The 26,981-nt window shown below is 41.9% G+C and carries 23 protein-coding genes and 1 tRNA gene; 15 read left to right on the top strand and 9 right to left on the bottom strand.

Features of this window, described 5'->3' with window-relative positions; genetic code table 11:
• Positions 1-42: 42 nt before the first annotated feature.
• Positions 43-1,524, bottom strand: coding sequence for a S41 family peptidase (locus tag LKO26_RS09585; RefSeq protein WP_227587636.1), 1,482 nt, complete (start codon positions 1,522-1,524; stop codon positions 43-45).
• A gap of 49 nt (positions 1,525-1,573) precedes the next feature.
• Here LKO26_RS09585 and LKO26_RS09580 point away from each other — a divergent pair, with 49 nt between their 5' ends.
• From LKO26_RS09580 to LKO26_RS09570, 3 genes are all read left to right on the top strand, one after another.
• Positions 1,574-1,951, top strand: coding sequence for a hypothetical protein (locus tag LKO26_RS09580; protein WP_227587635.1), 378 nt, complete (start codon positions 1,574-1,576; stop codon positions 1,949-1,951).
• An 88-nt stretch (positions 1,952-2,039) separates the two neighbouring features.
• Complete coding sequence (locus LKO26_RS09575) at positions 2,040-3,266, top strand: PQQ-dependent sugar dehydrogenase (protein ID WP_227587634.1); 1,227 nt, start codon at positions 2,040-2,042, stop codon at positions 3,264-3,266.
• 33 nt (positions 3,267-3,299) lie between these two features.
• Positions 3,300-3,830 carry a DUF6646 family protein gene (locus LKO26_RS09570; protein ID WP_227587633.1) on the top strand — a complete coding sequence of 177 codons (531 nt, stop codon included), beginning with the start codon at positions 3,300-3,302 and terminating at the stop codon, positions 3,828-3,830.
• Between the two features lie 78 nt (positions 3,831-3,908).
• On the opposite strand, the gene LKO26_RS09565 is transcribed toward LKO26_RS09570, so the two are convergent.
• The 3 genes from LKO26_RS09565 to LKO26_RS09555 all read right to left on the bottom strand — a co-directional run bounded on the left by LKO26_RS09565 (position 3,909) and on the right by LKO26_RS09555 (position 6,578).
• Positions 3,909-5,285: a tryptophanase gene (locus tag LKO26_RS09565; protein WP_227587632.1), complete on the bottom strand. Its 1,377-nt coding sequence runs from the start codon at positions 5,283-5,285 to the stop codon at positions 3,909-3,911.
• Between the two features lie 87 nt (positions 5,286-5,372).
• Complete coding sequence (locus tag LKO26_RS09560) at positions 5,373-5,990, bottom strand: DUF502 domain-containing protein (RefSeq protein ID WP_227587631.1); 618 nt, start codon at positions 5,988-5,990, stop codon at positions 5,373-5,375.
• Positions 5,991-5,999: 9 nt separating this feature from the next.
• A complete protein-coding gene (locus LKO26_RS09555; RefSeq protein WP_227587630.1) occupies positions 6,000-6,578 on the bottom strand; it encodes a tRNA-(ms[2]io[6]A)-hydroxylase in 579 nt (192 codons plus the stop codon).
• 170 nt (positions 6,579-6,748) lie between these two features.
• Here LKO26_RS09555 and LKO26_RS09550 point away from each other — a divergent pair, with 170 nt between their 5' ends.
• Positions 6,749-6,982 carry a hypothetical protein gene (locus LKO26_RS09550; protein ID WP_227587629.1) on the top strand — a complete coding sequence of 78 codons (234 nt, stop codon included), beginning with the start codon at positions 6,749-6,751 and terminating at the stop codon, positions 6,980-6,982.
• Between the two features lie 35 nt (positions 6,983-7,017).
• Here LKO26_RS09550 and LKO26_RS09545 read toward each other — a convergent pair whose 3' ends face one another.
• Positions 7,018-8,109 carry an acyltransferase family protein gene (locus LKO26_RS09545; protein ID WP_227587628.1) on the bottom strand — a complete coding sequence of 364 codons (1,092 nt, stop codon included), beginning with the start codon at positions 8,107-8,109 and terminating at the stop codon, positions 7,018-7,020.
• A 46-nt stretch (positions 8,110-8,155) separates the two neighbouring features.
• Positions 8,156-10,741, bottom strand: coding sequence for a DNA mismatch repair protein MutS (gene mutS, locus LKO26_RS09540; RefSeq protein ID WP_227587627.1), 2,586 nt, complete (start codon positions 10,739-10,741; stop codon positions 8,156-8,158).
• Between the two features lie 127 nt (positions 10,742-10,868).
• On the opposite strand from mutS, the gene LKO26_RS09535 reads away from it, so the two are divergent.
• The 6 genes from LKO26_RS09535 to LKO26_RS09510 all read left to right on the top strand — a co-directional run bounded on the left by LKO26_RS09535 (position 10,869) and on the right by LKO26_RS09510 (position 15,793).
• Entirely contained in the window at positions 10,869-11,408 is a 540-nt protein-coding gene (locus LKO26_RS09535; protein WP_227587626.1) for an RNA methyltransferase, read from the top strand.
• A 172-nt stretch (positions 11,409-11,580) separates the two neighbouring features.
• A complete protein-coding gene (locus LKO26_RS09530) occupies positions 11,581-12,234 on the top strand; it encodes a CBS domain-containing protein (RefSeq protein ID WP_227587625.1) in 654 nt (217 codons plus the stop codon).
• A 15-nt stretch (positions 12,235-12,249) separates the two neighbouring features.
• Complete coding sequence (locus LKO26_RS09525) at positions 12,250-13,116, top strand: NAD kinase (protein ID WP_227587624.1); 867 nt, start codon at positions 12,250-12,252, stop codon at positions 13,114-13,116.
• A gap of 74 nt (positions 13,117-13,190) precedes the next feature.
• On the top strand, positions 13,191-14,261 hold the full coding sequence (fbaA, locus tag LKO26_RS09520; protein ID WP_227587623.1) for a class II fructose-bisphosphate aldolase: 1,071 nt from the start codon (positions 13,191-13,193) through the stop codon (positions 14,259-14,261).
• Between the two features lie 119 nt (positions 14,262-14,380).
• Complete coding sequence (gene accD / locus LKO26_RS09515) at positions 14,381-15,235, top strand: acetyl-CoA carboxylase, carboxyltransferase subunit beta (RefSeq protein WP_227587622.1); 855 nt, start codon at positions 14,381-14,383, stop codon at positions 15,233-15,235.
• A gap of 6 nt (positions 15,236-15,241) precedes the next feature.
• Positions 15,242-15,793 (top strand): DUF6973 domain-containing protein, encoded by a 552-nt coding sequence (locus LKO26_RS09510; RefSeq protein WP_410681584.1) that lies wholly within the window; start codon positions 15,242-15,244, stop codon positions 15,791-15,793.
• Positions 15,794-15,851: 58 nt separating this feature from the next.
• Here LKO26_RS09510 and LKO26_RS09505 read toward each other — a convergent pair whose 3' ends face one another.
• Entirely contained in the window at positions 15,852-17,978 is a 2,127-nt protein-coding gene (locus tag LKO26_RS09505) for an elongation factor G (protein WP_227587621.1), read from the bottom strand.
• A 185-nt stretch (positions 17,979-18,163) separates the two neighbouring features.
• On the opposite strand from LKO26_RS09505, the gene LKO26_RS09500 reads away from it, so the two are divergent.
• On the top strand, positions 18,164-19,567 hold the full coding sequence (locus tag LKO26_RS09500) for a nucleoside recognition domain-containing protein (RefSeq protein ID WP_227587620.1): 1,404 nt from the start codon (positions 18,164-18,166) through the stop codon (positions 19,565-19,567).
• Between the two features lie 11 nt (positions 19,568-19,578).
• Positions 19,579-19,995, top strand: coding sequence for a hypothetical protein (locus tag LKO26_RS09495; protein WP_227587619.1), 417 nt, complete (start codon positions 19,579-19,581; stop codon positions 19,993-19,995).
• Positions 19,996-20,325: 330 nt separating this feature from the next.
• Here the strand turns inward: LKO26_RS09495 and LKO26_RS09490 are convergent.
• Positions 20,326-20,400 (bottom strand) — tRNA-Val (locus tag LKO26_RS09490).
• 241 nt (positions 20,401-20,641) lie between these two features.
• On the opposite strand from LKO26_RS09490, the gene LKO26_RS09485 reads away from it, so the two are divergent.
• A complete protein-coding gene (locus LKO26_RS09485; protein ID WP_227587618.1) occupies positions 20,642-21,829 on the top strand; it encodes an AAA family ATPase in 1,188 nt (395 codons plus the stop codon).
• 677 nt (positions 21,830-22,506) lie between these two features.
• On the opposite strand, the gene LKO26_RS09480 is transcribed toward LKO26_RS09485, so the two are convergent.
• Positions 22,507-22,857: a hypothetical protein gene (locus LKO26_RS09480; protein WP_227587617.1), complete on the bottom strand. Its 351-nt coding sequence runs from the start codon at positions 22,855-22,857 to the stop codon at positions 22,507-22,509.
• Between the two features lie 467 nt (positions 22,858-23,324).
• On the opposite strand from LKO26_RS09480, the gene LKO26_RS09475 reads away from it, so the two are divergent.
• Entirely contained in the window at positions 23,325-23,963 is a 639-nt protein-coding gene (locus LKO26_RS09475; protein WP_227587616.1) for an SOS response-associated peptidase, read from the top strand.
• A gap of 9 nt (positions 23,964-23,972) precedes the next feature.
• Positions 23,973-26,981, top strand: a complete 3,009-nt coding sequence (locus LKO26_RS09470; RefSeq protein ID WP_227587615.1) for an Eco57I restriction-modification methylase domain-containing protein — start codon at positions 23,973-23,975, stop codon at positions 26,979-26,981.

The raw sequence follows: 26,981 nt of genomic DNA, 5'->3' as shown, positions 1-26,981 counted from the left end.
GGAAAACGAAGCGCCCTGATTCAGAACTGCATATGGGTCTCGTTATCTTTTCTGCAGGGTAGATGGTTCTATGTACACGTCTGCGCCGAAAGGACTCAGTGTTTTCTTATTGCCCACAAAATTGTTCATCTTTCTAAACGGAGAATCGCCGAAGCCGGCAGCCATCTTGGCGGCAGCAAGATTCAGTGCGGTAGAAAGACCGGGATCCGAGAGCTCACCGAATTCCGCCATAGTCCCGAAATACGCATACGGATTGACTTCATAATCTGCAGAAATCCCTCCGGAAACCGGATTGGGATCGCTGTTTCCATTGACATACGCAAAGGTGATGGGCTGCATGGCCCAGCGGTGTCCCTTATTGCGCTTCTCGTATGAAAGGTAATCGTAGCCGGGGGAATCAAAAAGGGTGTTGGAGCCTACAAACTTTCCATAGGTTTCAGAACCTACCGTAATCACATTGATATATGCACGAAGTCCCTGTATGGTCAGTTCACTGGCAGATGCACTTCCGGCGGAGGTGAGCACATACACCTTACTCAGTTGTAATGTGTTTGCAGTCTGGGTGCCGGTCTGGGTCGTCTGCCCATTGGCAAAATCGTAAATTTTCACACTGTTGGAGAGCGTTTCTGTACTGCTGTACTGCCCGTGCTTCTGATTAAAGTTCAGGTGTACATACGGCTGTCCGGTAAACTGACCGGTAATCATTTGCCCCAATGCTGCAGCAGATTCTACCGATCCACCACCATTGTAGCGCAGATCCAGAATGAGTTCATTGATGCCGTCTGCCTTCATGGTTGCAAAAGCGTTGTTCAGCTCATCATTATAATTGGACCGGAAACTGTTGTACACCAGGTAACCAATGTTTTTTCCGTTTTGCTCAAATTTTTTATAAAAGGCCACCGGATTTTCCTCCAGTACCACTGCGGATAGATTGTAAGACGGTCCGTCTGTAGTCACGATCCCACCCGCGGTCTGCATTACCGTATCTGCTATGGTGATGCTGTACTGCTCATTCAGCAGATCCGTATAGTTATTGGTAGTCAGCGGTGTGTTATTGACTCTGGTAATGACATCTCCCCGTTTAATCCCGGCAAGCGCAGCAGGAGACGCCGGTACCACGTAATTGACAATGCCCACCACGCTGCCCGAGGAGTTGTCTTTCGCGAAAAGCGCAAAATCCATCCCGTTACTTTTGGTCACGCCACTGAAACTGGCCATCAGCGCATCCACATCACTTACAATCCATGAAAAACGATCTACCCGGGGAACCGTATTATATTTGTACAGCAAACTGTAAAACAGCTGGTCGGGTGATTTACCGTTTATCACATTTTGGTACTGACCGGGGTTCATCATCAACTGATCTGCCAATTGCGGCACATCCGGCTGCCAGAGGTACCAGGAGTTGAGTCCACGCCATACAAAATCGTTTACAGAGCCAAAATTCTGATCATCATCTTTGCGACAGGACGCAAAAATTGTAAAAAAAACAATGATTATACTTATTATTTTCGTAAATTTCATCTGACAAATTTGATTAAAATTAAAAACTAATCCATTAATATTCAAAAATATGAAAACTGCACGAATATTCCTCCTGTTATTTTTTGCATTCTTCATCAGTTGTAAAAATAATACCAGCGAAGTGGATATCCCTCAAATCAAAAACCCCACTTACAGAATGTATCAGGTATCCGATGAAGGTGGATATCTGGTTTCATTTCAGGCCAGCAGTGATTTTCACAAACCCTATGCAGTGGTGATTAACGGAATCAAAAAAGTCATAACGCCAACCGAACAAAACGGCGATATGTACAACGTACGGGTCATTTCGCAAATCCGGAGGCTGCATAATTATTCCGTCAATGTCACCAAAGAAGAAAACGGAATTATTTTTCGCAATGTCAGTGGCAGAGTGCATGTACCGGTCCAGTTTGTTCTGGAACAGTGACCTGCCTCCCTCTAATTCTGAAAGAAAAGGGCAGAAAACTGTAAGGAAACAGGCCTTATTTTTGGGTATTTTTAGCAAAATTTTCCTGATGAAAACTACATTGCTTAAATATACTCTGGTTACTGTTATGTTCCTTATTTCATGTAAAGAAGAATCCAAAGCACAGAAATCCGGGGCAAACCACTCCGTTGTAAATAACGCAAACCCCGAAACAGCAAAACGAAACACCAGTATACCGCCCGCTTTTGATGGACAAACCAGAATAAAGGCCGTGAAAACCAAAACCGGTTATACGGTAGAAGCCATCAATGCTGAGCTGGGAAGGCCGTGGGCAATTGTGAATTTCACAGAAGGCAGGTTTCTGACCACTGACAAAAGCGGCCACATGCACATCATCTCTGCTGATGGGCAATCCATATCCCGTATAACCGGCTTTCCGGCGGTAGATGACAAAGGACAAGGCGGGATGCTGGACGTAGCGCTGGATCCGGATTACGCCACCAACCGGACCATCTATTGGTCATTTACGGAACCTTTCAAAGAGGGGAACCATACTGCAGTAGGCAAAGGCCGCATCAGTGATGATGAACAGCGCGTTGAGAATCCTCAGGTCATTTTCCGCGCCACCCCCACTTATGATGGCGATAAACATTACGGAAGCAGACTGGCATTTGATCAGCAAGGCATGCTGTATCTGAGTACCGGCGAACGTTCTGACCGCAAAACCCGACCGCTGGCCCAGGATCAGCAAACATACTACGGTAAAATCATCAGAATCACCCGTGACGGAAAAGCCGCACCCGGAAATCCTGTACCGGCGGGCTGGAAACCCGAAATATTTGCGACAGGCCTCAGAAACCCACAGGGAATTGCGTTTCATCCGGAAACAGGTGAATTGTGGGAAGCAGAAATGGGACCAAAGGGCGGCGATGAGATCAACCTGATTCTCGCCGGCAAAAATTATGGATGGCCCACCATCACCTACGGCGAGGAATACAGCGGTTTGACAATTGGCAGCGGCATCGGTCACAAAGAGGAACTGGAGCAGCCCGTTTATTTCTGGGATCCGTCGGTCTCGCCCAGCGGAATTGATTTCTACACCGGATCCATAGAAGAATGGAAAAACAATCTCTTTGTCGGATGTCTCAGTGGTAATAAAATCATACGGCTGGTCATAGAAGGTCATAAGGTCACCGGTGAAGAATGGTTACTGGAAGACCAGAATGAGCGTTTCCGGGATGTACTGAGTGGTGCCGACGGAAACCTGTACGGGGTCACAGACAGCGGAAAACTGTATAAAATATCAAAAAAATAAATAGAGTATCTTTGCAACGTAAAATTTTAAATTATGAAAAAAATATTTTTAGGGGCTGCCATGGTGGCATTTGGTTTTGCCGGCGCACAATCTGACAATGATGCATTCCGCGGAAGCGGAGACCTTCGTCTGAATCTGGGTGCCAACATTCAGAGCGGCGGCGCAGGGATTGTGACTTCACTGGACTACGGACTGGGCGAAAGTTTTTCTGTGGGTGCACAGGCAGGTTACCTGCTGGGTGTAGATGAAAACGTGGTAGACGGAAAACCTAGAGCAGAACACCGTTTTGACGTGAAAGCTCGTGCCAGTGCGCACCTGGGAGACGTGATCGGCTTGCCGGAAAACTTTGACATCTATCCGGGTCTGAATCTTGGTCTGAAGAATTTTGGTGCCCATGCCGGTGTTCGTTATTTCTTTGACAAAGGATTCGGCGTATTTGCAGAGACTCAGTTCCCGATTGCAAAATTCAATACAGAAGGAATTGGTTACAGACGTTTGAACAATCAGTTTGCGTTTTTGGTGGGTGCTTCTTTTGACCTTATCAGAAGCGGATCTGCACAATAAATAAGAGCTCAGGCTTAAATAACAATAACCGGAAACGTGCTGTTTCCGGTTATTTTATTATTCAGAAATCCTGTCTTCTCAGGCTTCTTCCAGTTTCACGGTAAAGTGACGCAGCAATGGCGGCTCCCAGGTGATTTTATAACCTTTGGTAATTTCGTTTCTTCGGTCATATACATTCTTCAGTCCGGCTGCAATATAATCCATATGATTATTGGTATAGGTACGGCGCGGAATGGCCAGTCTCAGCAATTCCAGCTTCGGATAGCGGTTTTCACGTGTTTCAGGGTCACGGTCTGCCAGCAGGGTTCCAATTTCCACCCCGCGAATTCCGGCTTCCTTATACAGTTCCAGCCCTAAAGTTTGCGCAGGATACTCTTCCCGAGGAACATTCGGCAGAAACTTCAGGGCATCAACAAATACCGCATGCCCCCCAATAGGCTTCTGCACGGGAATGCCGAATTCCATCAGTTTCGCTCCCAGATATTCCACCTGTGAAATCCGGCTTTCCAGGTAATCAAATTCAGTAGCTTCGTCCAGTCCTACAGCCAGCGCAGCCATATCTCTTCCGGCCAGCCCACCGTAGGTGATGAATCCTTCATAAATAATGGTGATATTGGATGCCTGACGGAATACCTCTTCATTATTCAGCGCCACAAATCCGCCTATGTTTACCAGTCCGTCCTTTTTAGAACTCATGGTCATTCCGTCTCCATAAGAAAACATTTCTTTACAGATTTCCTTGATGGTTCTGTGCTCCTGCCCGGCTTCTCTTTTCTTGATGAAGTAGGCGTTTTCTGCATATCGCGCGCTGTCAAAATACACCGGAATACCGTAGCGGTCAGATAATTCCTTTACAGCTTTGATGTTTTCCAAAGAAACAGGCTGCCCGCCGGAGGTATTACACGTTACGGTAATCAGACAGAACGGAACTTGTTCTTTCGGGTACTGTTGGTATACGTTTTCCAGTTTTTCCAGGTCAATATTACCTTTGAAAGGATGCATATTTTCAATGTCAAAAGCTTCGTCTATGGTACAATCTACTGCATGTGCTTTACGCATTTCTATATGTCCCTTGGTGGTATCAAAATGGGAGTTACCGGGAATCACATCTCCGTCTTTTACCAGGACAGAAAAGAGAACATTTTCTGCTGCACGGCCCTGATGGGTAGGCAGCAAAAATCTGAATCCGGTGATGCGTTGTACAGTTTCCTGAAGCTCCTGAAAAGAGCGGGATCCGGCGTAGCTTTCGTCCCCGGTCATCAGTGCACTCCATTGTCTGTCACTCATGGATCCTGTACCGGAATCTGTTAACAAATCAATAAAAACCTGTGAAGATTTCAGGTTAAAAAGGTTAAAATCCGCGTCTTTAAGCCACTTTGCACGGTCTTCCGGCGTGGACTGGCGGATTTCTTCGATCATTTTTATGCGATAAGGTTCTGCGTATGGAAGTTTCATTATGCTGAATATTTTTTAATTGATTATAATAGAAAGGGTCTGCACCATGCAGGCGCTGAAAATGCTGAATCATAGGTAAAGTGATCTTCACTCCGGCGCTTTGAATACATTTTTATCTGAGTGAAATCCGGCCACACCACCACTTACGGCAAATTTCATGGCTGCCGCAGCGCTCATTCCCACCACGGGCTTTACATTCTTTTCATCGGTGACAATCACCCAGCCGGAGATGGCATATGAGTGCGGCAGATACACTGCTACGAAGTCCTGTTTATCCACATCGGTCATATCTTCCTGGGTCAGAAAGCCAATGCGCCAAACCACAGGATTTTCATTAGTTTTCACCCAGACCGGCCGGTTAAATTTCTTTTTGTCTCCCACAAAGGAAGACATCACATCTTTGGTAGGGGTATAAATGTGCTTGATGCCGGGAGTACTTTCCAGAAGTGTATCCATGCGGTCCAGCAGGAATCTGCCCACAATAAATTTATTTCCCAGAAATCCCAGGAGGGTAATGATGCTGATTACTGACAGAAAAACAACCCCGGGATATTTTGCCGAAATGGCCGGATACAGGTTATCTACAGAAGAAACGATGTACCAGATAAAAAAAATGGTAAGTCCGAAGGGACCTACAATCATCAGTCCCTGAAAAAAAGATTTCAGGAGCACGTTGAGTACCGTTTCGGTCTGTATTCGTTTCATATCTGGCAATTATCCGTGTATGGTTTCCTTTTTTCCATAACTCCGGATGACTCCGGCCTCATATTCCAGCCATTCTTCCCAGCGCCGGTTTACTTTTTCGGGATCGCCCAATTGTCTGGCGTAGCCGATAAAAGCGGTATAATGATTGGCTTCAGAAATCATCAGGTCGCGGTAAAAAAACTTTAACTCTTCATCTTTAATGTTTTCGGTAAGCACCTTGAACCGTTCGCAACTCCGGGCTTCAATCATGGCCGCAAAAAGCATTTTATCAACAATCAGATCTTCGCGGCTTCCCTGAATAATGAATTTAAAAAGGTCATTCACATAATCATCCTTGCGAGGACGTCCCAGTTCATAGCCCCTTTTCTTGATGATTTCATGTACCATTTGAAAATGCTCCAGCTCTTCCTGAGCAATGACCAGCAATTCCGTAACGATTTCAGGATATTCCGGCAACATGGTGATCAGGGTAATGGCGTTTGTTGCAGCTTTTTGCTCGCACCAGGCATGATCGGTCAGGATTTCGCTCAGGTTTCCTTCAGCAATATTCGCCCAGCGGGGATCTGTAGGAAGTTTCAGTTTGAACATATTCTTAATTTTTCGGTAAATTTAAGATTATTTAAAAACATAAACCAGCCCAGCCGGAACTTTTCAGAATTATAAGAATTGCTTATATTATTTAAAGATGTTTCGGGTGGCTGATGTTTTTGGTACTCAAATTGAAATTTAATTATCATCAAACATTAAATTTCTGAATTATGAAAACTACAAATTTTATAAAGAGACGTTACGAAAAACTGACCTTACTGATCATCATGCTGTTTTGCAGTATTCTGGCTTTCGCACAGGAGGCTACTGAAACAGTACAGCAATCTGTAACCACCTCTACGACTACCGAGGAATGGGTAACCAACCCTCTTTACTGGGTAATCGGCGCATTGGTACTGATTGTAATCATTGCCTTAATTGCCCGAAGCGGCCGCAAGAACTAAATCACCCAAGTATTATTTTATAGAACCGTATCTGCTCATGCCGATGCGGTTTTTTTGCGTAAAAACTCCAGTATTTTCCAGCCCAGCGCATCTACTTTCTTTAATGCTTCGGCAATGACAACTGCTAAACCCACATTCAAAGCATAAATGAGGAGCAGAAGAACCCACCATTTCATTTCGTCCTGCAGTGCAATTACTGCGAAATAGACGAGGGATGAACTGATGCCTTGTGCAAAATAGTAGAAAATGGCATTTTTGCCAATGTAGGTGAGCCAGTTGGGTTTTGAAATTTTCAGCCGGTTATAGAGCACAAAAAGGGTGACCAGTGAGAATGATGACCAAAATACGTACAGTAATTTCGGTGGAAACTTCGCCTTATTCATTTTTAAGAACAACTCCTTTCCATATTCGCGGAATAGAAAAATCAGAATCAACAGCAAAATACCATACAATACGGGAATCCAGCCCCGTGGAACCTTCTTGCCTTTCAACTGGTGAGCCACCAGAAAAATCCCCAGATAAAGTGCCACATAGCCTACCTGACCCGTAGGATAATAGTGTGGAAAAATATTGAATAACAGCGTAAGTCCGAAGCATATTCCAATAAACCAATTGATATGATTTTTAAAAAACCTCAGAATCAATACTCCCAGAACGGTCAGAATGAAATACACTTTCAGGTACCAGAAACTGCCCATTACCACAGGAAAAGTATCTGCATTGGTATATTGGTGCAAGTACCAGTTGCCCAGATTCTGCCACTGCGGCACATCACTGATGCTTCGGGGCACATATTTGGATCCGAAAGAAGAATAGAAATTTTTCATCCATTCCATCCCGAAAATATGGATGCCGGCCACCTTGAAAAGATAATCCAGGAAAAACAAAAACGTCACGAAAATCATGAACGTAATCTGAAGTTTCAAAAGCCGGTAGAGTGTTTTTTCTACATTGCCACCGGAAGTAATGCCGGACAAAGCGTAGAAGAGCGGAACATCAATCAGTAAAGAAAGCACGCGCATTTCCGTGGGTACATAGAATTGCCCGGACCAGAAAACCGTGTGAATGAAGATGATGGAAAGCGTGGCGAAACCCTTCGCAAAGTCAATATAGAGATCTCTTTTCATACCTGGTGTAATTCATTCAAAGATATTATTTTTCAAGTATGAATCACTACTTACCGGTCATTTTCTTGATGGCATTCAGTTTCATAAGGGCTTCGATAGGCGTCAGGGTATTGATGTCAATTTTCGTGAGCTCCTCGCGGATGTTCTCCAGCACCGGATCATCCAGCTGGAAGAAGGAAAGCTGCATGTTTTCTTCGGTAAGCCGTTTTATAGAATCTTTATTATCTTTCTGGGAACGGCTGCTTTCCAGTGTTTTCAGGATTTCTGAAGCCCGGCGTACTACAGACGCGGGCATGCCGGCAAGCTTGGCTACATGAATCCCGAAACTGTGTTCACTGCCTCCCGGCACCAGTTTCCGAAGAAAAATAATATTCCCCTTATTCTCCTGAATGGACACATGGAAATTTTTGATCCTTTCAAAATTCAGGGTCATTTCGTTCAGTTCATGATAGTGCGTGGCAAAGAGTGTTTTGGGTTTCGTAACATGCTGATGCAGATACTCCGCAATAGCCCAGGCTATGGAAACCCCGTCATACGTGGAGGTTCCGCGGCCCAGTTCATCCAGCAGAATAAGGCTGCGGTCCGTCACATTATTCAGAATGCTGGCCGCTTCATTCATCTCCACCATAAACGTAGATTCACCTGCTGAAATATTATCTGAGGCTCCCACGCGGGTGAAAATCCGGTCCAGTATACCAATTTGAGCATGCTTTGCCGGCACGAAACTCCCGATCTGTGCCAGCAGACAAATAATCGCAGTTTGTCTCAGGATGGCAGACTTACCCGCCATATTGGGTCCGGTCACCATAATAATCTGCTGGGTATCCTGATCCAGATAGATGTCATTGGGAATATACTTTTCGCCCAAAGGCAGGGCATTTTCTATAATGGGATGTCTTCCTTCTTTAATATCAATGGAAAAACCATCATGAAGTCCGGGTTTGGTATAGCTTTCGGTCACGGCCAGCTCAGAAAACCCGACGGCCACATCCAGCTGGGCGATGATGTGGGAATTGTACTGAATCTGATCCATAAAATCCATTACGTAGGCACAAATCCCCCGGTATAACTGATGCTCCAGTATGGTAATTTTCTCCTCGGCACCCAGAATCTGATGTTCATATTCCTTCAGTTCCTCTGTGATATAGCGTTCTGCATTGACCAGGGTCTGCTTGCGCGTCCAGCTTTCCGGCACCTTGTCCTTATGGGTATTTCTCACTTCTATATAATACCCGAAGACATTATTAAAATCTATTTTCAGAGAAGAAATCCCGGTGCTTTCGATTTCGCGGGCACACATCTCATCCAGAAAAGATTTTCCTTTGCTCTGAAGACCACGCAGGTAATCCAACTCTTCAGAAACACCAGCACTGATAACATTTCCTTTGGAAAGCAGAACCGGAAGTTCGGCATTCAGCTGATGGTGGAGATATTCAATGAGCGGAGCCATATCCTGTAGCGGCTCCAGCCAGGCAGCAAAATCATGATGCACACTTAATTTTTCGCGGATTTCCTGTATGCCGGCAAGACTTTGACGCAGATAACCGAATTCTTTCGGTGAGATTTTTTCCGCAGCAAGTTTACCCATCAGCCGGTCCAGATCAGATATGCCTTTCAGAATATTCTGAATGTCGAATTTCAGATGATCTTCATTATTAAAAAACTCTACAAGAGCCAGTCTCCGTTCTATTTCCTGTACACTCTTCAGGGGCAGGATCATGCGTCTGCGCATCAAACGTCCGCCCATGGGCGTGCTGGTTTTATCTATGATATCCAACAGGCTTTTTCCTTCTTTGTGTGCGGGGAGCACCACTTCCAGGTTACGAAGGGTAAAAGGATCCATCATCAGATAATCTTCTTGAGGAATACGCTGTATTTTGGTAATATGCGCCAGCAAATCGTGATGGGTATCCTCTACCAGGTACGCAAAAACAGCACCGGCTGCCGTAATGCCCAGCGTCATTTTTTCAATACCGAAACCTCGCAATGAGGCCGTTTTAAAATGAGCCGTGAGCTTCTCTGTAGCATAATGGTATTGAAATGCCCAGTCTTCCAGCCTGAAGGTACTGCGGTTTTTCACCGCATCCGGTAATTCTTTGGTTCTTTGAAAGATAATTTCGCTGGGATCAAAAGTATCAATAATGTGCAGCAATTGATCTGCATGTCCTTCGGCAATAAAAAACTCACCGGTAGAAATGTCTACCAGCGCCATTCCATAATTTTCCTTTTCCCGGTGCACAGACAGCAGGAAATTGTTTTTTTTGGACATCAGTACCTGGTCATTAAAAGTCACTCCCGGCGTTACCAGTTCAGTCACACCCCGCCTTACAATGCCTTTTACCGATTTGGGATCCTCCAGCTGGTCACAAATGGCCACCCGCAATCCTGCACGAACCAGTTTCGGCAGATAAGAATCTATGGAATGATGCGGAAACCCGGCCAGTTCAATGCTGCTCTCGCCATTGTTACGCTTGGTCAGTACGATGCCCAGAATCTGTGAAGCCCGTACAGCATCCTGCCCGAAGGTCTCGTAAAAATCTCCCACCCGGAACAAAAGCAAAGCATCAGGATATTTAGCCTTGATGGTATTATACTGCGTCATTAAGGGGGTTTCTTTCTTTGCCTTGGCCATGATTTTCAGAAAAATTGGAGCGTAAAAATACAAATAATTTAATCAAAAAACTGAAGTGGCACAAAGAGCACAGTGCGGGTATCTCTTCAGGTTTCTTTCGGGTTAATGCTTTATCTTTGCCGGTATCATGAACAAGCAGACAAAAAAACTGAAACTGGAAGAACTGGGAAGGATTGATGTGGAAGGCTTCAGGCAACTGGAAAAAATTCCGATGGTGGTGGTACTGGACAATGTGCGCAGCATGCATAATGTAGGCGCCATCTTCCGTACAGCCGATGCTTTTATTGCAGAGAAAATCGTATTGTGCGGCATTACCCCTGTGCCCCCGCACAGAGAAATTCACAAAGCGGCACTGGGCGCCACAGAAAGTGTAAGCTGGCAATATGAAGAAAATATAGCAGACGCATTGCAGCAATTGCGGAAGGAAGGCTACCTTATAGCCGGAATAGAACAAACCACAGACAGCATCAGTGCAGAAAATTACAGCATAGAGAAAGGTCAGAAATATGCGCTGGTACTGGGCAATGAAGTGGAGGGACTTACTGCAGAAGCACTCCCGCTGTATGATGATTTTATAGAAATACCCCAGATGGGAACCAAGCACTCCCTGAATGTCTCGGTATGCGGGGGAATCATGATGTGGGAGTTTTTCAGAAATTTAAAATAAAAAAACTGCAAAACCCTGATGGACAATGCAGTTTGAAATAAATCTAATAAAAAGTAAAAATGAAAGGCGACAAAGATACATTTTTAGAATGACACCCTCCAAATTTATTTTTACTTTTTTTCAAAATGCACATCGGTCTGTTATTTTCTGTATTTTTTATTATTTTAGCGTAATGTTTATTAAGGATTATATTTCGAAAGATTATCCTGCCTTCAACTGGTCGGATTCTATAGAGGAAGCCTGTGAGTTTGCCAAAGAATTCGGGTACTCACACGTCTTTATTAAAAAACAAGGCGTGTTTGCAGGGGCGCTGAGCCAGAGTTTTCTGGAGGAGAGCCCGGAAGGAACATTGGGAAGTCTGGAAATCCATTTCGAAAGATTTGCAATTCTGGAAGATGGCAGTATTCTGGATACGGTAAAACTTTTTCATATCTTTAATGCGAATGTAGTACCGGTTATTGGACTTACTGAGAAATATCTGGGGTATATCTCGTGTGACGACATTTTTAATGAATTCTCAAAATATCCCTTATTCTCTGAGCCGGGAGCCATTCTCACCATACAGACTACGAGCAAACATTATTCTTTTACGGAAATTGCAAGAATTGTAGAGTCCAACAACGCCAAAATCTACGGATGCTATGTGAGCGCCATTAACGAAGATAATTTCTGGCTTACGCTTAAAATCAGCAGTGAAAACCTTACCTCAATTGATGAAACGTTCGAGAGATATGGTTACCATGTAGTTCACAAACATTATAACGACGAAAAAGAAGACTTGCTGAAAGACCGTTTTGGTTTCTTTCAGAAATATCTGGAATTTTAATACGCACAGGTACACATGAAAGCTGCTATATATTCGCAAAAAACAGACCTGGACACCTTCCTTTACCTGAGCAGATTTATTTCTGAACTGGCGGGCCGTAATATAGAATCTGTACTGCACGAAACTACCGCCCAGAATCTTCAGTTCTCCAGAGACTTTCAGACCTTTGCCTCCCGGGATGATCTGAAAAACCATGAAGTAGATTTTTTCTTCAGTTTCGGAGGAGACGGTACCATTCTGAATGCTCTGATTTACATTCAGGACCTTCAGATTCCGGTGATCGGTGTCAATACCGGCAGACTGGGCTTTCTGGCCAGCTTCAGTAAAGAAGATATATTCAAAAATATTGACTGTATCATGGCCGGAGATCTGATTCTGAGCAAACGGTCTGTCATAGAAGTATTTACAGAAAAAAACAACATTTCATTCCCCTATGCGCTGAATGACCTGAGCATTGTACGGAAGGAAACCACGGCTATGGTAACGGTAGACACCTACATCAATGATGATTTCCTCACCGTTTTCTGGGCAGACGGCCTTATTGTATCTACCCCTACAGGATCTACCGCCTACTCGCTCAGTTGTGGCGGCCCCATCATAGCGCCTACCAATGATAACTTTGTACTGACGCCCATTGCTCCCCATAATCTGAATGTACGCCCCATCGTCCTGAAGGATGATGTAGAAATACGCCTGAAGGTAGAAAGCCGGGTACCCAGCTATTCACTCTCCCTGGATTCCAGATTATACGAACTGGATATTGATGAAGAGGTGCGGGTGAAAAAAGCACCTTTTGAGCTGCATCTGCTGCTGCCGAAAGACATTACTTTCTATGATAAACTGCGGGAAAGGCTGCTTTGGGGAAAAGACAAAAGGAATTGACCTGTTCCCGTAAATTTCCTTAACTTTACTGCATAAAAATCTGAACACAATAATCTTAAAAAATCAAAAAAATTATGAGCAGAATGTTTCCGGCAGGTGTTGCCACAGGACAAATGGTTACAGACATTTTTCAGTATGCAAAAGAAAACAAATTTGCGCTTCCGGCGGTAAATGTGATTGGCTCCAGCAATGTGAACGCCACTATGGAAACAGCGGCCAGACTGAACGCTCCGGTAATCATTCAGTTCTCTAATGGCGGAGCGGCTTTCAACGCCGGTAAAGGATTGAGCGCAGAAGCGCAAAAATCTGCAATACTGGGTGGGATTGCCGGTGCACACCACATTCACACCCTGGCAGAAGCCTATGGTGCTACCGTAATTCTTCATACAGACCACTGTGCCAAGAAACTTTTACCCTGGATTGACGGCTTGCTGGATGCCAGTGAAGAATATTATAAAAGAACCGGAAAATCTCTGTATTCTTCCCACATGCTGGATCTCTCTGAAGAACCTCTGGAAGAAAATATGGAAATCTCCTGCCGTTATTTTGAGCGCATGGCCAAAATGGACATGACCCTGGAAATAGAACTCGGTGTAACCGGCGGAGAGGAAGACGGTGTAGATAATACCGGGGTGGATTCTTCCAAATTATACACCCAGCCAGACGAAGTAGCTTATGCCTATGAAAAGCTGAAAGCAATTTCTCCGCATTTTACGGTTGCGGCAGCCTTCGGAAACGTACACGGCGTGTACAAACCGGGTAATGTGAAACTGACCCCTGTAATTTTGGATAATTCTCAGAAATTTGTTCAGGAAAAATTCAATACCGGTGAGAAACCTGTGAACTTTGTATTCCATGGCGGCTCCGGATCCAGCCTGGAAGAAATCCGTGAAGCCATCGATTACGGCGTCATCAAAATGAATATTGATACTGACCTGCAGTTTGCTTACACTGAGGGAGTCCGCGATTATATGGTAGAAAAACTGGAATACCTGAAAACCCAGATTGGCAACCCGGAAGGAGATGACAAACCCAATAAAAAATTCTATGATCCGAGAGTATGGCTCAGAAAAGGAGAAGAAACTTTCGGCACACGTCTGGTTCAGGCCTTCGAAGATCTGAACAACGTGAATACACTCAAATAAATCAAAAGCGGGCTATAAAGTTTGAATAATGACAAAATTTTAAACTTTATAGCCTAAATTTGCAGGCGCTGAATCTTCTGATTCAGTACGCACACAATTTAATTTAACATTTCAAGCAGATGGCATTTGACTGGTTTAAAAGAAAAGAAAAAAATATCACCACATCTACCGAAGATAAAAAGGATGTTCCGAAAGGACTCTGGCATCAGACCCCTTCGGGAAAAATTGTGGAACATGACGAGCTGAAAAAAAACAATTATGTTTCCCCGGAAGACGGATTTCACGTCCGCATAGGAAGCGAAGAGTTTTTTGAAATGCTTTTTGACAATGGTAAATACACGGAACTGGACAAAAATGTGGAAAGTGTAGATATCCTGAATTTTAAAGATACCAAATCCTACACAGACCGTCTGAAAGAGGTAAAAGCCAAAACCAAACTTACCGATTCCATCCGGAATGCCACCGGTGAAGTAAACGGAACCAAAATGGTGGTTTCCTGTATGGATTTTTCTTTCATCGGAGGTTCGCTGGGATCTGTAATGGGCGAAAAGATACGCCGTGCGGTAGATTACTGCATGGAACACAAACTTCCGTACATGATCATCTGCCAGTCCGGCGGTGCCAGAATGCAGGAAGCAACGTATTCCCTGATGCAGCTGGCCAAGGTTCAAAGTAAACTGGCGCAGCTTTCTGAAGCCAGACTTCCGTACATCGCTTATCTCTGTGACCCTACCTTTGGAGGGATTACCGCCTCTTTTGCCATGACGGCGGATATCATTATGGCAGAACCGGGCGCTCTGATCGGATTTGCAGGTCCACGCGTCATCAAAGAAACCATAGGCCGCGACCTGCCGGAAGGATTCCAGACTTCGGAATTCATTCAGGAAAAAGGCTTTGTGGATTTCATCGTACGCAGAACCGAGATTAAAGAAACCGTTTCCAAAACCGTAAGGCTTTTAAGTAACGTACACTAATCGAAAATGATCCGAATCTCACCGCCGCCGGTGAGATTTTTTGCGATGCGGAAAGTCACCCTCATATTATTCAAGACGCTCTCTACGCTGAGTTTCCGAAAGATTATCACCTTGCTCAGGATTACGGTTCCCCATCCGCTGCTGTCTCTTTTGGGTTTCTATGCCACGATACAGTCTTTCGCCATCGCACACAAAAATTTTCCGGAAACCAGTTCGGCCAATGGAGTGGGCAATGCGTTCCGGCATGCGCTGTGGACCTGTCTGATTATGATGTACTGCTGTAAGATTTCATCGCCAAAAAAATCCCTGAAATTCTGCAAACGAATCACCGATATGCACGAAGAACTTTTCCCGAATAAACCGCTGGAAACCAAAATGGATCTTCACAATAACCAGGTGGGTATGGATCTTTTCATGGAAATGCTGGAAGGCATACACCGGCAGTTCTTTGAAGCCGGTTTCTTTGTGGAAAAGCTGAAAAGCATGACCCGGGACGCCATTCTCCTGACCGATTTGGAACAAAAGCCGGGACATGTACTGGTGTATCTGGAAAAATAACAGCACAACAGCCCGCTTTCCGGCGGGCTGTATATTTTAATCTGAAGAAACCGTAGTCTCAGGCTTCTACCTTTTCCTCTGCATGTCTCTTCATAAGATGCTGCTGTACATTCTGAGGAACCAGCTGGTATTCCGCAAATTTCATGAGAAACTTGGCTTTACCACCTGTTATGGACCGCAGCGTGGAGCCATAATCATTCATCTCCGCCAGCGGCACGTCTGCCAAAATTTTCTGATAATGCCCTTCCGTATCCATGCCGGAAATCATGGCACGGCGGGTCTGCAGATCACCCATCACATCTCCGGTACTCTCATCGGGACACAGGATTTCTACCCGGTACACCGGTTCCAGCAATTGCGGATTGGCTTTGCTGAATGCCTCCCTGAACGCTCCCGAAGCAGCCAGCTGGAAGGAAATATCGTTGCTGTCTACACTGTGCATTTTGCCGTCATATACAGCAACCCGGATATTCTGGCATGGAGAACCGGTAAGGGGTCCGTTTTTCATCTGCTGCATAATTCCTTTTTTAATAGCGCCGATATAACGGTTGTCTATAGCTCCGCCCACAATGCACCAATAAAAGGCCAGAGTACCGCCCCACGGAAGTTCTTCAATATCTTTCTGCCGGATGTTCATGCCTTTCGGGTCTTCCATGCCTTCATCATAATTCTCTACACGCATATGGATTTCGCCAAACTGTCCTGCCCCGCCCGATTGTTTTTTGTGGCGGTATTCTGCATCGGCGCTACCGGTGATGGTTTCCCGGTAAGAGATTCTGGGGTTTCTCATCAGCATATTCACGCCGTATTCTTTCTCCAGTCTGTACTTCACGAGGTCAATGTGTAATTGTCCCTGGCCGCCCAGCACGGTTTCGTGGGTATCCTGATCTATTTCCAGTATCAGCGTAGGGTCTTCCTCTTTAATTTTATTCAGCGCTGCAAACAGTTTTTCCGTATCGGCAGTATTTTCTGCAAAAACGGCTTTGCGGATTCTGCTTTCAGGGAATTGCATCGGCCTTACCTTACGGTCTGTTCCTCTGGAATTGAGTGTATGATTGGTGCGCACGGATTTCAGCTTTACCGTAACCCCCAGGTCGCCCGCCTCCAGCATATTCACCGGTGTGCGGTCCTTACCTTCAGAAACAAAAATTTGCGCAATGCGCTCTGTCTCACCGGTATCTGCATTCACCAGTTCATCTCCCGGCTTCAGTGTTCCGGAGATGACTTTAAAATAAGAAAGCAGCCCGACCTGAGGTTCAGAACTGGTTTTATAAATAAAAAGGGTGGTTTTACCGTTGGGGTCATAGGCTACTTCGGAGCCGTCTTCCATCACCCGGTTGGGGCGATCTGCCGGTGAGGGCGCTATATCTTCCAGAAATCCCATGATTCTGCCGCTGCCCATATCTTTGAGTCCGGAGGCCACAAATACCGGGAAAAACTGCTGATGCGCCAGCGCTATGGTGATTCCTTTGGCCAACTCTTCTTCAGACAGGGTGCCCGCTTCAAAGTATTTTTCCATGAGACCCTCTTCATTCTCTGCTGCAATTTCCACAAGTGCATTATGCATCTCCACAGTTCTGGCCATTTCACTTTCGGGGATCGGCTTTTTATCCGGTTTACCACCTTCAGTGGGAAATTCATACATGACCATGCGCAGAGCATCTACAATCCTGTTAAATCCATCACCGGAGTTCAGCGGATACTGCAACGGCACCAGTTTGCTGCCAAAACGTTCTTTTGCCTGCTGTAATGTCGCTTCAAAATCAGCTTTCGGATGATCCATCTGGTTGATGACAAAAATTGCAGGCGTTTCAAACTGCTCCACATACTCCCACACCAGTTCGGTTCCTACTTCTACACCACCCGCAGCATTCAGTACAATGAGTGCCGTATCTGCCACTTTCAGTGAGGCAATCACACCCCCTACGAAATCATCAAATCCCGGGGTATCAATCACGTTGATTTTGTTTTTGCGCCAGTTCACAAACATCTGGTGAGAAAAAATGGTGGCTTCCCTTTCATGCTCCAGATCGGTATTGTCACTTACCGTATTGTGCCCTTCTATACTTCCCCTGCGCTTAATGGCTCCGCCTTCAAATAACATGGCCTCTATAAGCGTGGTCTTACCGGAACCGGAATGCCCCAATGTGACCACATTTCGTAAATTTTTTGTGTGTGCACTCATAATATAGATTTTTTAACTGTTTCTCTATCAAGCCTTCAAAAAACGAAATGGTGTGCATTTGGATTTTTTTGGAGAACTAAAGTTACAAAACTTTGCACTGATGAATCAAAAATTTTTCAGATATAAATCATGATTTTTGACATTGCTGAGTTAAAAAACTTATTTTTATCAAAAATTTTCAAAAAATGGTATTAAGCAGAATCTGGTCAGCATTTATCATTATCGCCATTGTGGTGGCCAGCATCAAATATCTCTTCGTTCCGGGATACCATGATATTTATAATGATATGGTAGTAGGCAAAGGCGGTGACACCATAGCCATTACCCAGAAACCCATGGCTGAAATGACGGCAGAAGCAAAGCAGGCTCTGCTCGGCACAGGACATTATGAAAACAATCATATCGGTTACAAAGCAGATCTCGGGCAGCAGCATGTTGAAGTGTACCGCGTTCAGGCTACAGACGGAGTGATCGGGACTTCAGAAACTGCCGTGAAAATCTGCCTGGGACTTATCGGTATCATGACCTTATTTATGGGCTTTATGGGCATTGCCGAAAAAGCCGGGGGCATCAATCTGCTTTCCCGTATGATTCAGCCATTTTTCTCCAAACTCTTCCCCGAAGTGCCCAAAAACCATCCGTCCTTCGGGCACATGATGCTGAACTTCAGTGCCAATCTACTGGGACTGGACAATGCAGCAACGCCCTTTGGGCTTAAAGCCATGGAAAGCCTGCAAACGCTCAATCCTTCTACCGAGCGAGCGAGCAATGCTCAGATTATGTTTCTGGCTCTGCATGCCAGCGGCCTTACGTTGATTCCGGTTTCCATCATCGCCATACGCGCCAGTATGGGTGCAGAAAACCCTACCGATGTCTTTCTGCCCTGCCTCATTGCAACCTTTGCCGCCACCATGGCCGCCATGATTATTGTGTCCCTGAAACAGAAAATCAATCTTTTTCAACCAGTTGTACTGGCTTATGTGGGGGGCATTTCAGCCATCATTGCTGCTCTGGTGGTATTTCTGGTACGGCTGAGTCAGGAAGAACTCGCCAGTTTCTCCAAGGTTCTGAGCAACGGAATCATCCTTCTCATTTTCTTTGCCATTGTACTGGGCGGGATTTATAAAAAAATAAATGTCTTTGATGCCTTTATAGAAGGAGCCAAAGAAGGATTCTGGACCTGTGTGAAAATCATTCCGTATCTTGTAGGGATGCTCATCGCCATTTCCCTTCTGCGTACTTCCGGAGTTTTTGAGGTGATAATAGACGGCATGAAATGGCTGGCTGCCTATGCCGGTGCAGATACCCGGTTTGTAGACGGATTACCTACGGCACTCATCAAGCCACTGTCTGGATCAGGTGCCCGCGGGATGATGGTAGATACCATGACCACTTTCGGGCCCGATAGTTTTGCCAGCAGACTGGCAGGGGTTCTGCAGGGAAGTTCGGACACTACATTCTACGTAATCGCCGTGTACTATGGCGCAGTATCCATTAAAAACACCCGTTATACCGTGGGAGCCATGCTTCTGGCAGACCTGGTAGGCATCATCACCGCCATCGGACTGGCCTATCTGTTCTTCGGCTAAAAATTTAAAACATGATTCACGACAAAGATTATATCATCCGCATTGTAAAACAGTTTTCAGAAATGATTGCCAGCATGCTTCTGGGCAAAAATGAAGGCGAACCTGCAGAAGAAGAACTGGTGTTTGAGACCCGACTCCGGGATGTGTTCAAAATGAGTCTGGAAGAGCTCACCGCTATGAGCACCACTGAACTGAATTCCTGGGTAGAGGCCAGAGATGCAGGCCACCGGGTAGCGCTGTACGAACTGTTGGGAAATCTGTTTTTCTATTGTTTCCGGAACGCGCCTTCACCAGATTTGGCCGCAAAAGCAAAGCACTTCATGGAATTATGGCTGCAGGAAAGTAAAATATTCTCGCTCCCGGTAACGGCAAGACTGGGAGAAATCCAGAAATATCTGGAAAACCCGGAAGCACCCTTTCCATCATAAGGAGCACCACGGGTATTGCTTCATTGGCCGGGAGTAACCGGCTGTCCGCTATTACTCCTCCAGATTGCCCCATGGTGCAATCTGTGCGGGGTAGCCGCTGCCATCCGGGCTATGTTCGGGTGATGTACTTCTTTCGAAAAGGATTGATGAGACATTGACTGTGGCTAAACCAAGGAGCTTAGCATTCAGCTAACTGATGGTCCGGCGGCGTTAAAGACAAAACGTTCTTCCCGTTCAGCTAAACAACAGCCAAATTTTAAAGTGATTACTTCCCGAATCTCAGGCAGCGTAGGTCAATCATACGAAAACACAAGAAATAAATGGAATTTGTGGGCAGTACAGGATTCGAACCAGTGACCTCTGCGATGTCAACGCAACGCTCTAAACCAACTGAGCTAACTGCCCCAAATTTTCAAAAAAAAACCTCCTCATTTCTGAAGAGATTTGTACAAGTGTGGGTCCTGAGGGATTCGAACATAATAGTCTTTTTTATTGATAATTAGTAATTTACAAATATTTTTGATTAAGGTATGCCTAAAAGTGTGCCTTTTTCATAAATTTGTCCACCTATATATAATATTGGACATTGGACAATGTAATATTGTTGTCTGATGTTCTATATAAAATTTATTTAGAAATTAAGCATATGAGTACCGAAGATAAGAATAATTTGGATGCAGCAAATAAGTTATTTGAATTTTTAAATAGTGGGAAATTAACAAGCTCCTCACATGAAGATTATGGAGATGTTAATATTCCTAAGCCAACCACGAGTGCTAAATCACCAAAATCTGAAACATCGAAAGTTCCTGTTAAAAAACCACCTAAAGTTAAAAGTTCAGGTGATACTAGTTCTTTCATTGATGATAAATATTCAGGTTTCAAACTTTTTCAGCTTGAATTTGAAGAGCTTCCAAAATTGCTTGACCCCATCTTTCCAAAAGTAGGAGTTGTGTCCTTAGTGGGCTCTTCAGACACAGGAAAAAGTACTTTTTTAAGACAACTTGCATTATCTATTGCTTTCAATTTGGACAGCTTTTTAGGGTACAAATTAGATGCAAATACTCAAAATGTAATTTATATTAGCACAGAAGATGATCCTGCTTCAACAAGTGTTTCTCTTAAGAAACAAATCAAAGGAATGTTTGGAGATAATAATGTACCCATTAAAGATCTAAATCATATCAAATTTGTTTTTGATATTGATACCAGTGAAGACAGCAATAAAAATATATTCAAAATATTAGAGAATGATTTAGCTGTTGTAGGAGCAGATTTGGTTATCATAGATGCGTTCACTGACATTTTTAGTGGTGACCTAAATTCTAGCACAAAAGTACGGGAGTTTCTAAATTGGTTTAGTAATTTCAGTAAAAACAACAACTGTCTTGTTCTTTTTTTACATCATATTGGAAAAAGAACTGATAAGTTTACAGCATCTAAAGATAATGTTTTAGGTTCGCAGGCTTTTGAAGCAAAAATGAGAGTTTTGGTTGAACTAAAACACTATCCAAATGATGATTCGAAAAGAACACTAACAATTACAAAAGGTAATTATATTTCTTCACAAATTAAGAAATACTCTAAAGTATTAAAGTTTGATGAGGAAAAGTTACTATTTTTTAATGAGGGGCAAATTCTTTCTTCTTCAATTGCAACATTGGGTAAAACCTATTCTAAAAAGGAAGAAGTTTTGCCAATAATTAGAAAACTTCATTCAGAGAAAAAATCAGTAAGAGAAATTGAAAGTACTCTAAAATCTAAAGGACATACTATTGGAAAATCAACAGTTTCAAATTACATCAATGAAATAAAATCAAAACTCCCATCATAATAGAATAGATTAATCATAAATCATATTTAAGTAAGGTGCATTTCCATATATAATATCAATCCTATAATCTATTGGGATATAAATGAGCCATAATTCCAAATCTCCAAATAATTGGTAAATAAGGAAGTGATATTATCCAAAGGGATTACTCATGTACAACTGGTCATTAAATTGAAGAGTTTGGTGGTAAAATGGATGTGTCCAACATTTCAAGAATTGAAGCAGGGAGTTCCAATCCAAATGTTTTTTTGACCTTTTCAGAATTGCAGAGGCAATGGAAATTTCAGCAAAATATTTAATTGATGCAGAGTATACTCAAAATTAAGATTTGGCTATTTATGAGTTACAGATGAATTTTCACATATTTTCTGAAAATATTTCCCAAATTACACTGGATTCCTAATTATCTGATTAAATACCTCAAAATAGTCCAGCTTTAACCTAGAATCTCAAGAATATACAAGAATAATTATCCACAATTTCGCTATAATATATATGTAGAAGAAATTTTGCAAAACTCCCAACATAATGATATAGAGTTGATTGGTGCTTCGTGCTAATGCAAGGTTTATTTAAAATCCATTTTGTGCATACATCATATATACTCCACACAAACTGGACATTTATGCATTTTGAAAAAAAAATCAACCCTAAAGAAGGGCTGATTTTAAGATGTTTTAAACAAATGCTTCTTCCAATTTTTTTGCAAGCATTTCTTCATCAGAATTCACATCATCTGGAAGATACACAAATCTGTGTTCCAATTTGATAGTTTCTCCCGAGTCTTTAATGGTGTAGGAATAAGGTTCTGTTTGGATTTTCACTACTTTACCTGGAAATTCTGTTCCTATCAAACCTCTACAGGTATCTTCATCAAATGTTGTTGATACTGTGGCTTTCTTAGCTGTAGCGTAATATTGTCCTGTTGTTTGGGATTTAATCATTTCAATACCACCCTGAACTTCTAAAAGATAAAATTCTGTTCCATCTTCTTTTTGTCTTGTTTTGTAACTGATAATTCGTACCATTGTTGTTGATTTTTGAGTTAGAAAAACCTCCAAAGAAAAACTACACTTCTACAAATCAAATCTTGCTATCAACTAAAATTTAATCTGCCTGAAATTTTTGAATTTTCTTAAAAGGTGACAGGGGAGTTTCCCCAGTCCAACATAGGTGGCGGTAGTTTGTAAGGGGAGGGGACAAAAGAGTAAATACTATGAAAATTTTATTTTTTTGGAATTTTTTTTTCACATCTTATTTCGTGGTAGTCCAATTTTTTTTTAATTAGGATAAGGCTATCAACCTTATGAAATTAAACTAACAGATATTTATGAAATTTGGGAGTTTGCCTGTGCTATTAATACAGAAGAATTTATTCTAAATAATCTGGACACAACCAACCTTAAGGATGTTTTGGATAACCTGCAAAAGGATATTCAGAATTTAAGGAAGCAACTGGAGTAATTTTACTATTTTTATATCTTTAATTTTTATTGTGTGTAACTATATTTCACTTCTTTCAGAAGCCCAAGAACTTGAAGAATATTTTGGAGCTGAATATGTTGGAGAACCATATCACAGAGAGTTCAGAATTAATGGTTTTGCAAATCCTAGAGTTCCTATCATTAAGGACTCACATACAGACCATATTATTCCTGCTGAATGGGGATTAATACCTTTTTGGTCAAAAAACAGGGATTTTCAAAAGAAAACTCTTAATGCAAGAATTGAAACTGCTGATGAACTGAAAAGCTATAAAAACTCTGTAAATCAAAGGTGTTTAATTTTGGTCAATGGATTTCACGAATGGCAATGGCTTGATGAAAAGGGAAAAAATAAGGAGCAATACCTGATAAAGGTAAAAGACCAACCTATTTTTGCTTTAGGTGGTCTATATAATATTTGGAAAGACCCAGAAACAGGCAAAGAAATACCAACAGTAACTGTAGTTACAACACAAGCCAATGAACTGATGTCTGAAATTCATAATACCAAACAAAGAATGCCTATTTTACTCAATAAACAGGTTCAATATAGATGGCTAGATGATATACCATTAGAAGATTTTGCTTTTCCAAATTATGAAGCAGAACTGGAAGCAACTAATTTAACTCAGCAGAATTCTCTATTCTAAAATACAACTATGTCACTATTCCAAAAAACAGTAATCACCAAATACTTAAAAACTCAAAATCCAGAAACAATTTCCCAAAAGTGGGAGGTATTTCGTGAGCACTTTCACAACCCCACCATTCAGGAAAATATTAGAAATTCCAAGGAAGAACAATATCAGGGTGAGTTTTTAATTGACCTGTTTGTTAATGTGTTGGGCTATACCAAAAACCCAACTCCAAACTTTAATCTTACCACAGAATATAAAAATGTAAAAGACAGTAAAAAAGCTGATGGTGCAATTATTATTGGTGATAATGTAGTTGGAATTATTGAACTTAAGGGAACCAATACAACAGATCTATCAAAAATTGAGGATCAGGCATTTGGATATAAGAATAACCAGCTGAACTGTAAATATGTCATCACTTCCAATTTTGAGAAGTTGAGACTCTACATAGACAATGCAATTGAACATATTGAATTTAATCTGTTTGAGCTTGATCAGGAGCAGTTTAACTTGCTTTATTTGTGTCTAGCATATGAAAACATTCAGCAGAATATTCCTGGAAAAATTAAGGATGAATCCTTAAGCCAAGAAGATGCAATAACTAAAAAACTGTACAAAGACTATTCTGTTTTTAAAAGAGAATTATTCCAAAATCTTACTGCTCAAAATCCTCAGTATGATGCACTGGAACTTTTCCAGAAATCTCAGAAGCTTTTAGATAGATTGCTTTTCCTGTTTTTTGGAGAAGACAGGGGTTTACTTCCACCAAACTCTGTAAGGCTAATTTTACAGCAATGGGAAAAACTACGGGACCTGGATGAATATGTCCCGTTATATCACAGATTCAAAAAATATTTTGGATACCTTAATACTGGTTTTAAAGGTAAACACCATGATGTCTTTGCATATAATGGTGGTCTTTTTAAACCTGATGAAATTCTGGATTCAATTACAATAGATGATGATCTGCTTTTTAAGCATGCTTCTAAGCTTTCAGAATATGATTTTGCCAGTGAAGTAGATGTAAATATTCTTGGACATATTTTTGAAAATTCCCTGAATGAAATTGATGAAATCAAAGCTCAATTAGAGGGACAGGAAATAGATAAAACTAAAACAAAGAGGAAGAAGGATGGTGTCTTTTACACCCCAAAATATATTACCAAATACATTGTTGAAAATACAGTTGGAAAGCTTTGTGAAGAGAAAAAATTAGATATTGGCATCATTGAAGAGGAATACTTCACAGATAAAAAAAGACAGCTAAAAACTAAGGAAAACCTTCTTGGTAGATTGAATACTTATAGAGATTGGCTACATCAACTTACTATTGTAGATCCTGCATGTGGTTCCGGGGCATTTTTAAATGAAGCACTCAATTTCTTGATCACAGAGCATAATTATGTTGATGAATTGGAAACAAAACTTACAGGCTCATCTTTCACCTTTACCTACCATTCTGAGAGTATTTTAGAGAATAATTTATTTGGAGTAGATCTTAATGAGGAATCTGTAGAAATAGCCAAACTTTCTCTGTGGCTTAGGACAGCAGAACCTAACAGAAAGCTTAACAGTTTAAATGATAATATCAAGTGCGGGAATTCCTTAATTGATGATCCTGAGATTGCGGGTGAGAAAGCTTTTAAGTGGGAAAAAGAATTCCCACAAGTATTTGCCAAAGGTGGTTTTGATGTTGTGATTGGGAATCCGCCATATGTTCAACAGCAACTTCAACCTGGTGTAAAAAAATTCCTAACAGCAAATTTCTCAACTATAGAGGGCAAACCTGATTTATATAGAATATTTATAGAAAAAAGCATAAACTTACTAAATGATGCAGGCTATCTTTCATTTATAACACCAAGTTCTTTTTTAACAATTCCTTCTTCGCAAAAACTACGTGCTTTTATAAAATCTAAAACAGCAATTATTCAAATCTTAACATTTAAGGGGATGGTATTTGAAACTGCAGGTGTCAACACAGCAATTTTTATACTTTCTAAAAATTTCAATCAGCGAAAAAACGTAGAATTTATAACTGATTTATCAAAAAATCCATCTCCTGAGACTCTCGCAAAGGCATTAAATACAAATTCATATGAAGTACAAGATAATCTTGAAAAGTTTGAAATACTAGAAGAATCAGAATATTTTGGGATAATTAAAAAGATTAAAAACAACTCTACACCACTTTACCAAATTGCTGAATATACAATAGGGTTACAAGTCTATCACAATTCTATTCATACACAAGAACAGATAAAAAACAGAATTTACCATTCTCTCGAGAAAAAAAACCAAACTTATATTCCAGAAGTTGGAGGTAGTATGATAGGGAGATATAGGTTAGCACCAACCAAAGAGTATGTTTCATATGGTGAATGGAATTATAATAAACCTGCTAAAAATTTTATTAGTACAAATACTATCATGGTTAGGGAAATTCCTAGCAAGGCTAATTTACTTTGCACACTGTCCAAGGACATAAGTGTAGGCAATAAAGCTGTAATTTTGGTAAAAACTGATGAAGATTTTAAGCTTGAACTACTAGCAATTCTAAACTCTAGACTTATGGGTTTCTATATCAATAACACCTCTGAAAAGAGTAAACAAAATTTATTTCCAAGGATATCACTGACCTCCATAAAAAACGTCCCGATAAAGAAAAGTGGCAACACTAGAATTTCTGAAAAGGCAAGTCTTATGTTACTCTTAAATGAACAGTTGGACAACATAATATATAAATTTTTGCAGTCTATATCCAGAAGATTTAATGATGTTATTAAATCAAAAAAATTGTTAGAATGGTACAAACTCTCCTATCCAGAGTACATAAGAGAACTGGCAAAACAAAAAATAAAACTCACCCTTTCAGAAGAAGCAGAATGGGCAGATTATTTTGATCAGGAAAAAAGCAAAGCATTAGAAATTCAATCCAAAATAGCTAGTACAGATAAAGAAATAGATCAGATGGTCTATGAGCTTTATGGATTGAGTGAGGAGGAAATTGAATTAATTGAAAAACAATAA

Origin of the sequence: Chryseobacterium sp. MFBS3-17, assembly GCF_020687745.1 — a bacterium.
Lineage (GTDB): Bacteria > Bacteroidota > Bacteroidia > Flavobacteriales > Weeksellaceae > Marnyiella.
This window is presented reverse-complemented; position numbering and strand designations above follow the sequence as displayed.

Coding starts and splice junctions, on each gene's coding strand:
- LKO26_RS09585 (WP_227587636.1), bottom strand. CDS start 1,524: ATGAAATTTACGAAAATAATAAGTATAATCATTGTTTTTTTTACAATT.
- LKO26_RS09580 (WP_227587635.1), top strand. CDS start 1,574: ATGAAAACTGCACGAATATTCCTCCTGTTATTTTTTGCATTCTTCATC.
- LKO26_RS09575 (WP_227587634.1), top strand. CDS start 2,040: ATGAAAACTACATTGCTTAAATATACTCTGGTTACTGTTATGTTCCTT.
- LKO26_RS09570 (WP_227587633.1), top strand. CDS start 3,300: ATGAAAAAAATATTTTTAGGGGCTGCCATGGTGGCATTTGGTTTTGCC.
- LKO26_RS09565 (WP_227587632.1), bottom strand. CDS start 5,285: ATGAAACTTCCATACGCAGAACCTTATCGCATAAAAATGATCGAAGAA.
- LKO26_RS09560 (WP_227587631.1), bottom strand. CDS start 5,990: ATGAAACGAATACAGACCGAAACGGTACTCAACGTGCTCCTGAAATCT.
- LKO26_RS09555 (WP_227587630.1), bottom strand. CDS start 6,578: ATGTTCAAACTGAAACTTCCTACAGATCCCCGCTGGGCGAATATTGCT.
- LKO26_RS09550 (WP_227587629.1), top strand. CDS start 6,749: ATGAAAACTACAAATTTTATAAAGAGACGTTACGAAAAACTGACCTTA.
- LKO26_RS09545 (WP_227587628.1), bottom strand. CDS start 8,109: ATGAAAAGAGATCTCTATATTGACTTTGCGAAGGGTTTCGCCACGCTT.
- mutS (WP_227587627.1), bottom strand. CDS start 10,741: ATGGCCAAGGCAAAGAAAGAAACCCCCTTAATGACGCAGTATAATACC.
- LKO26_RS09535 (WP_227587626.1), top strand. CDS start 10,869: ATGAACAAGCAGACAAAAAAACTGAAACTGGAAGAACTGGGAAGGATT.
- LKO26_RS09530 (WP_227587625.1), top strand. CDS start 11,581: ATGTTTATTAAGGATTATATTTCGAAAGATTATCCTGCCTTCAACTGG.
- LKO26_RS09525 (WP_227587624.1), top strand. CDS start 12,250: ATGAAAGCTGCTATATATTCGCAAAAAACAGACCTGGACACCTTCCTT.
- fbaA (WP_227587623.1), top strand. CDS start 13,191: ATGAGCAGAATGTTTCCGGCAGGTGTTGCCACAGGACAAATGGTTACA.
- accD (WP_227587622.1), top strand. CDS start 14,381: ATGGCATTTGACTGGTTTAAAAGAAAAGAAAAAAATATCACCACATCT.
- LKO26_RS09510 (WP_410681584.1), top strand. CDS start 15,242: ATGATCCGAATCTCACCGCCGCCGGTGAGATTTTTTGCGATGCGGAAA.
- LKO26_RS09505 (WP_227587621.1), bottom strand. CDS start 17,978: ATGAGTGCACACACAAAAAATTTACGAAATGTGGTCACATTGGGGCAT.
- LKO26_RS09500 (WP_227587620.1), top strand. CDS start 18,164: ATGGTATTAAGCAGAATCTGGTCAGCATTTATCATTATCGCCATTGTG.
- LKO26_RS09495 (WP_227587619.1), top strand. CDS start 19,579: ATGATTCACGACAAAGATTATATCATCCGCATTGTAAAACAGTTTTCA.
- LKO26_RS09485 (WP_227587618.1), top strand. CDS start 20,642: ATGAGTACCGAAGATAAGAATAATTTGGATGCAGCAAATAAGTTATTT.
- LKO26_RS09480 (WP_227587617.1), bottom strand. CDS start 22,857: ATGGTACGAATTATCAGTTACAAAACAAGACAAAAAGAAGATGGAACA.
- LKO26_RS09470 (WP_227587615.1), top strand. CDS start 23,973: ATGTCACTATTCCAAAAAACAGTAATCACCAAATACTTAAAAACTCAA.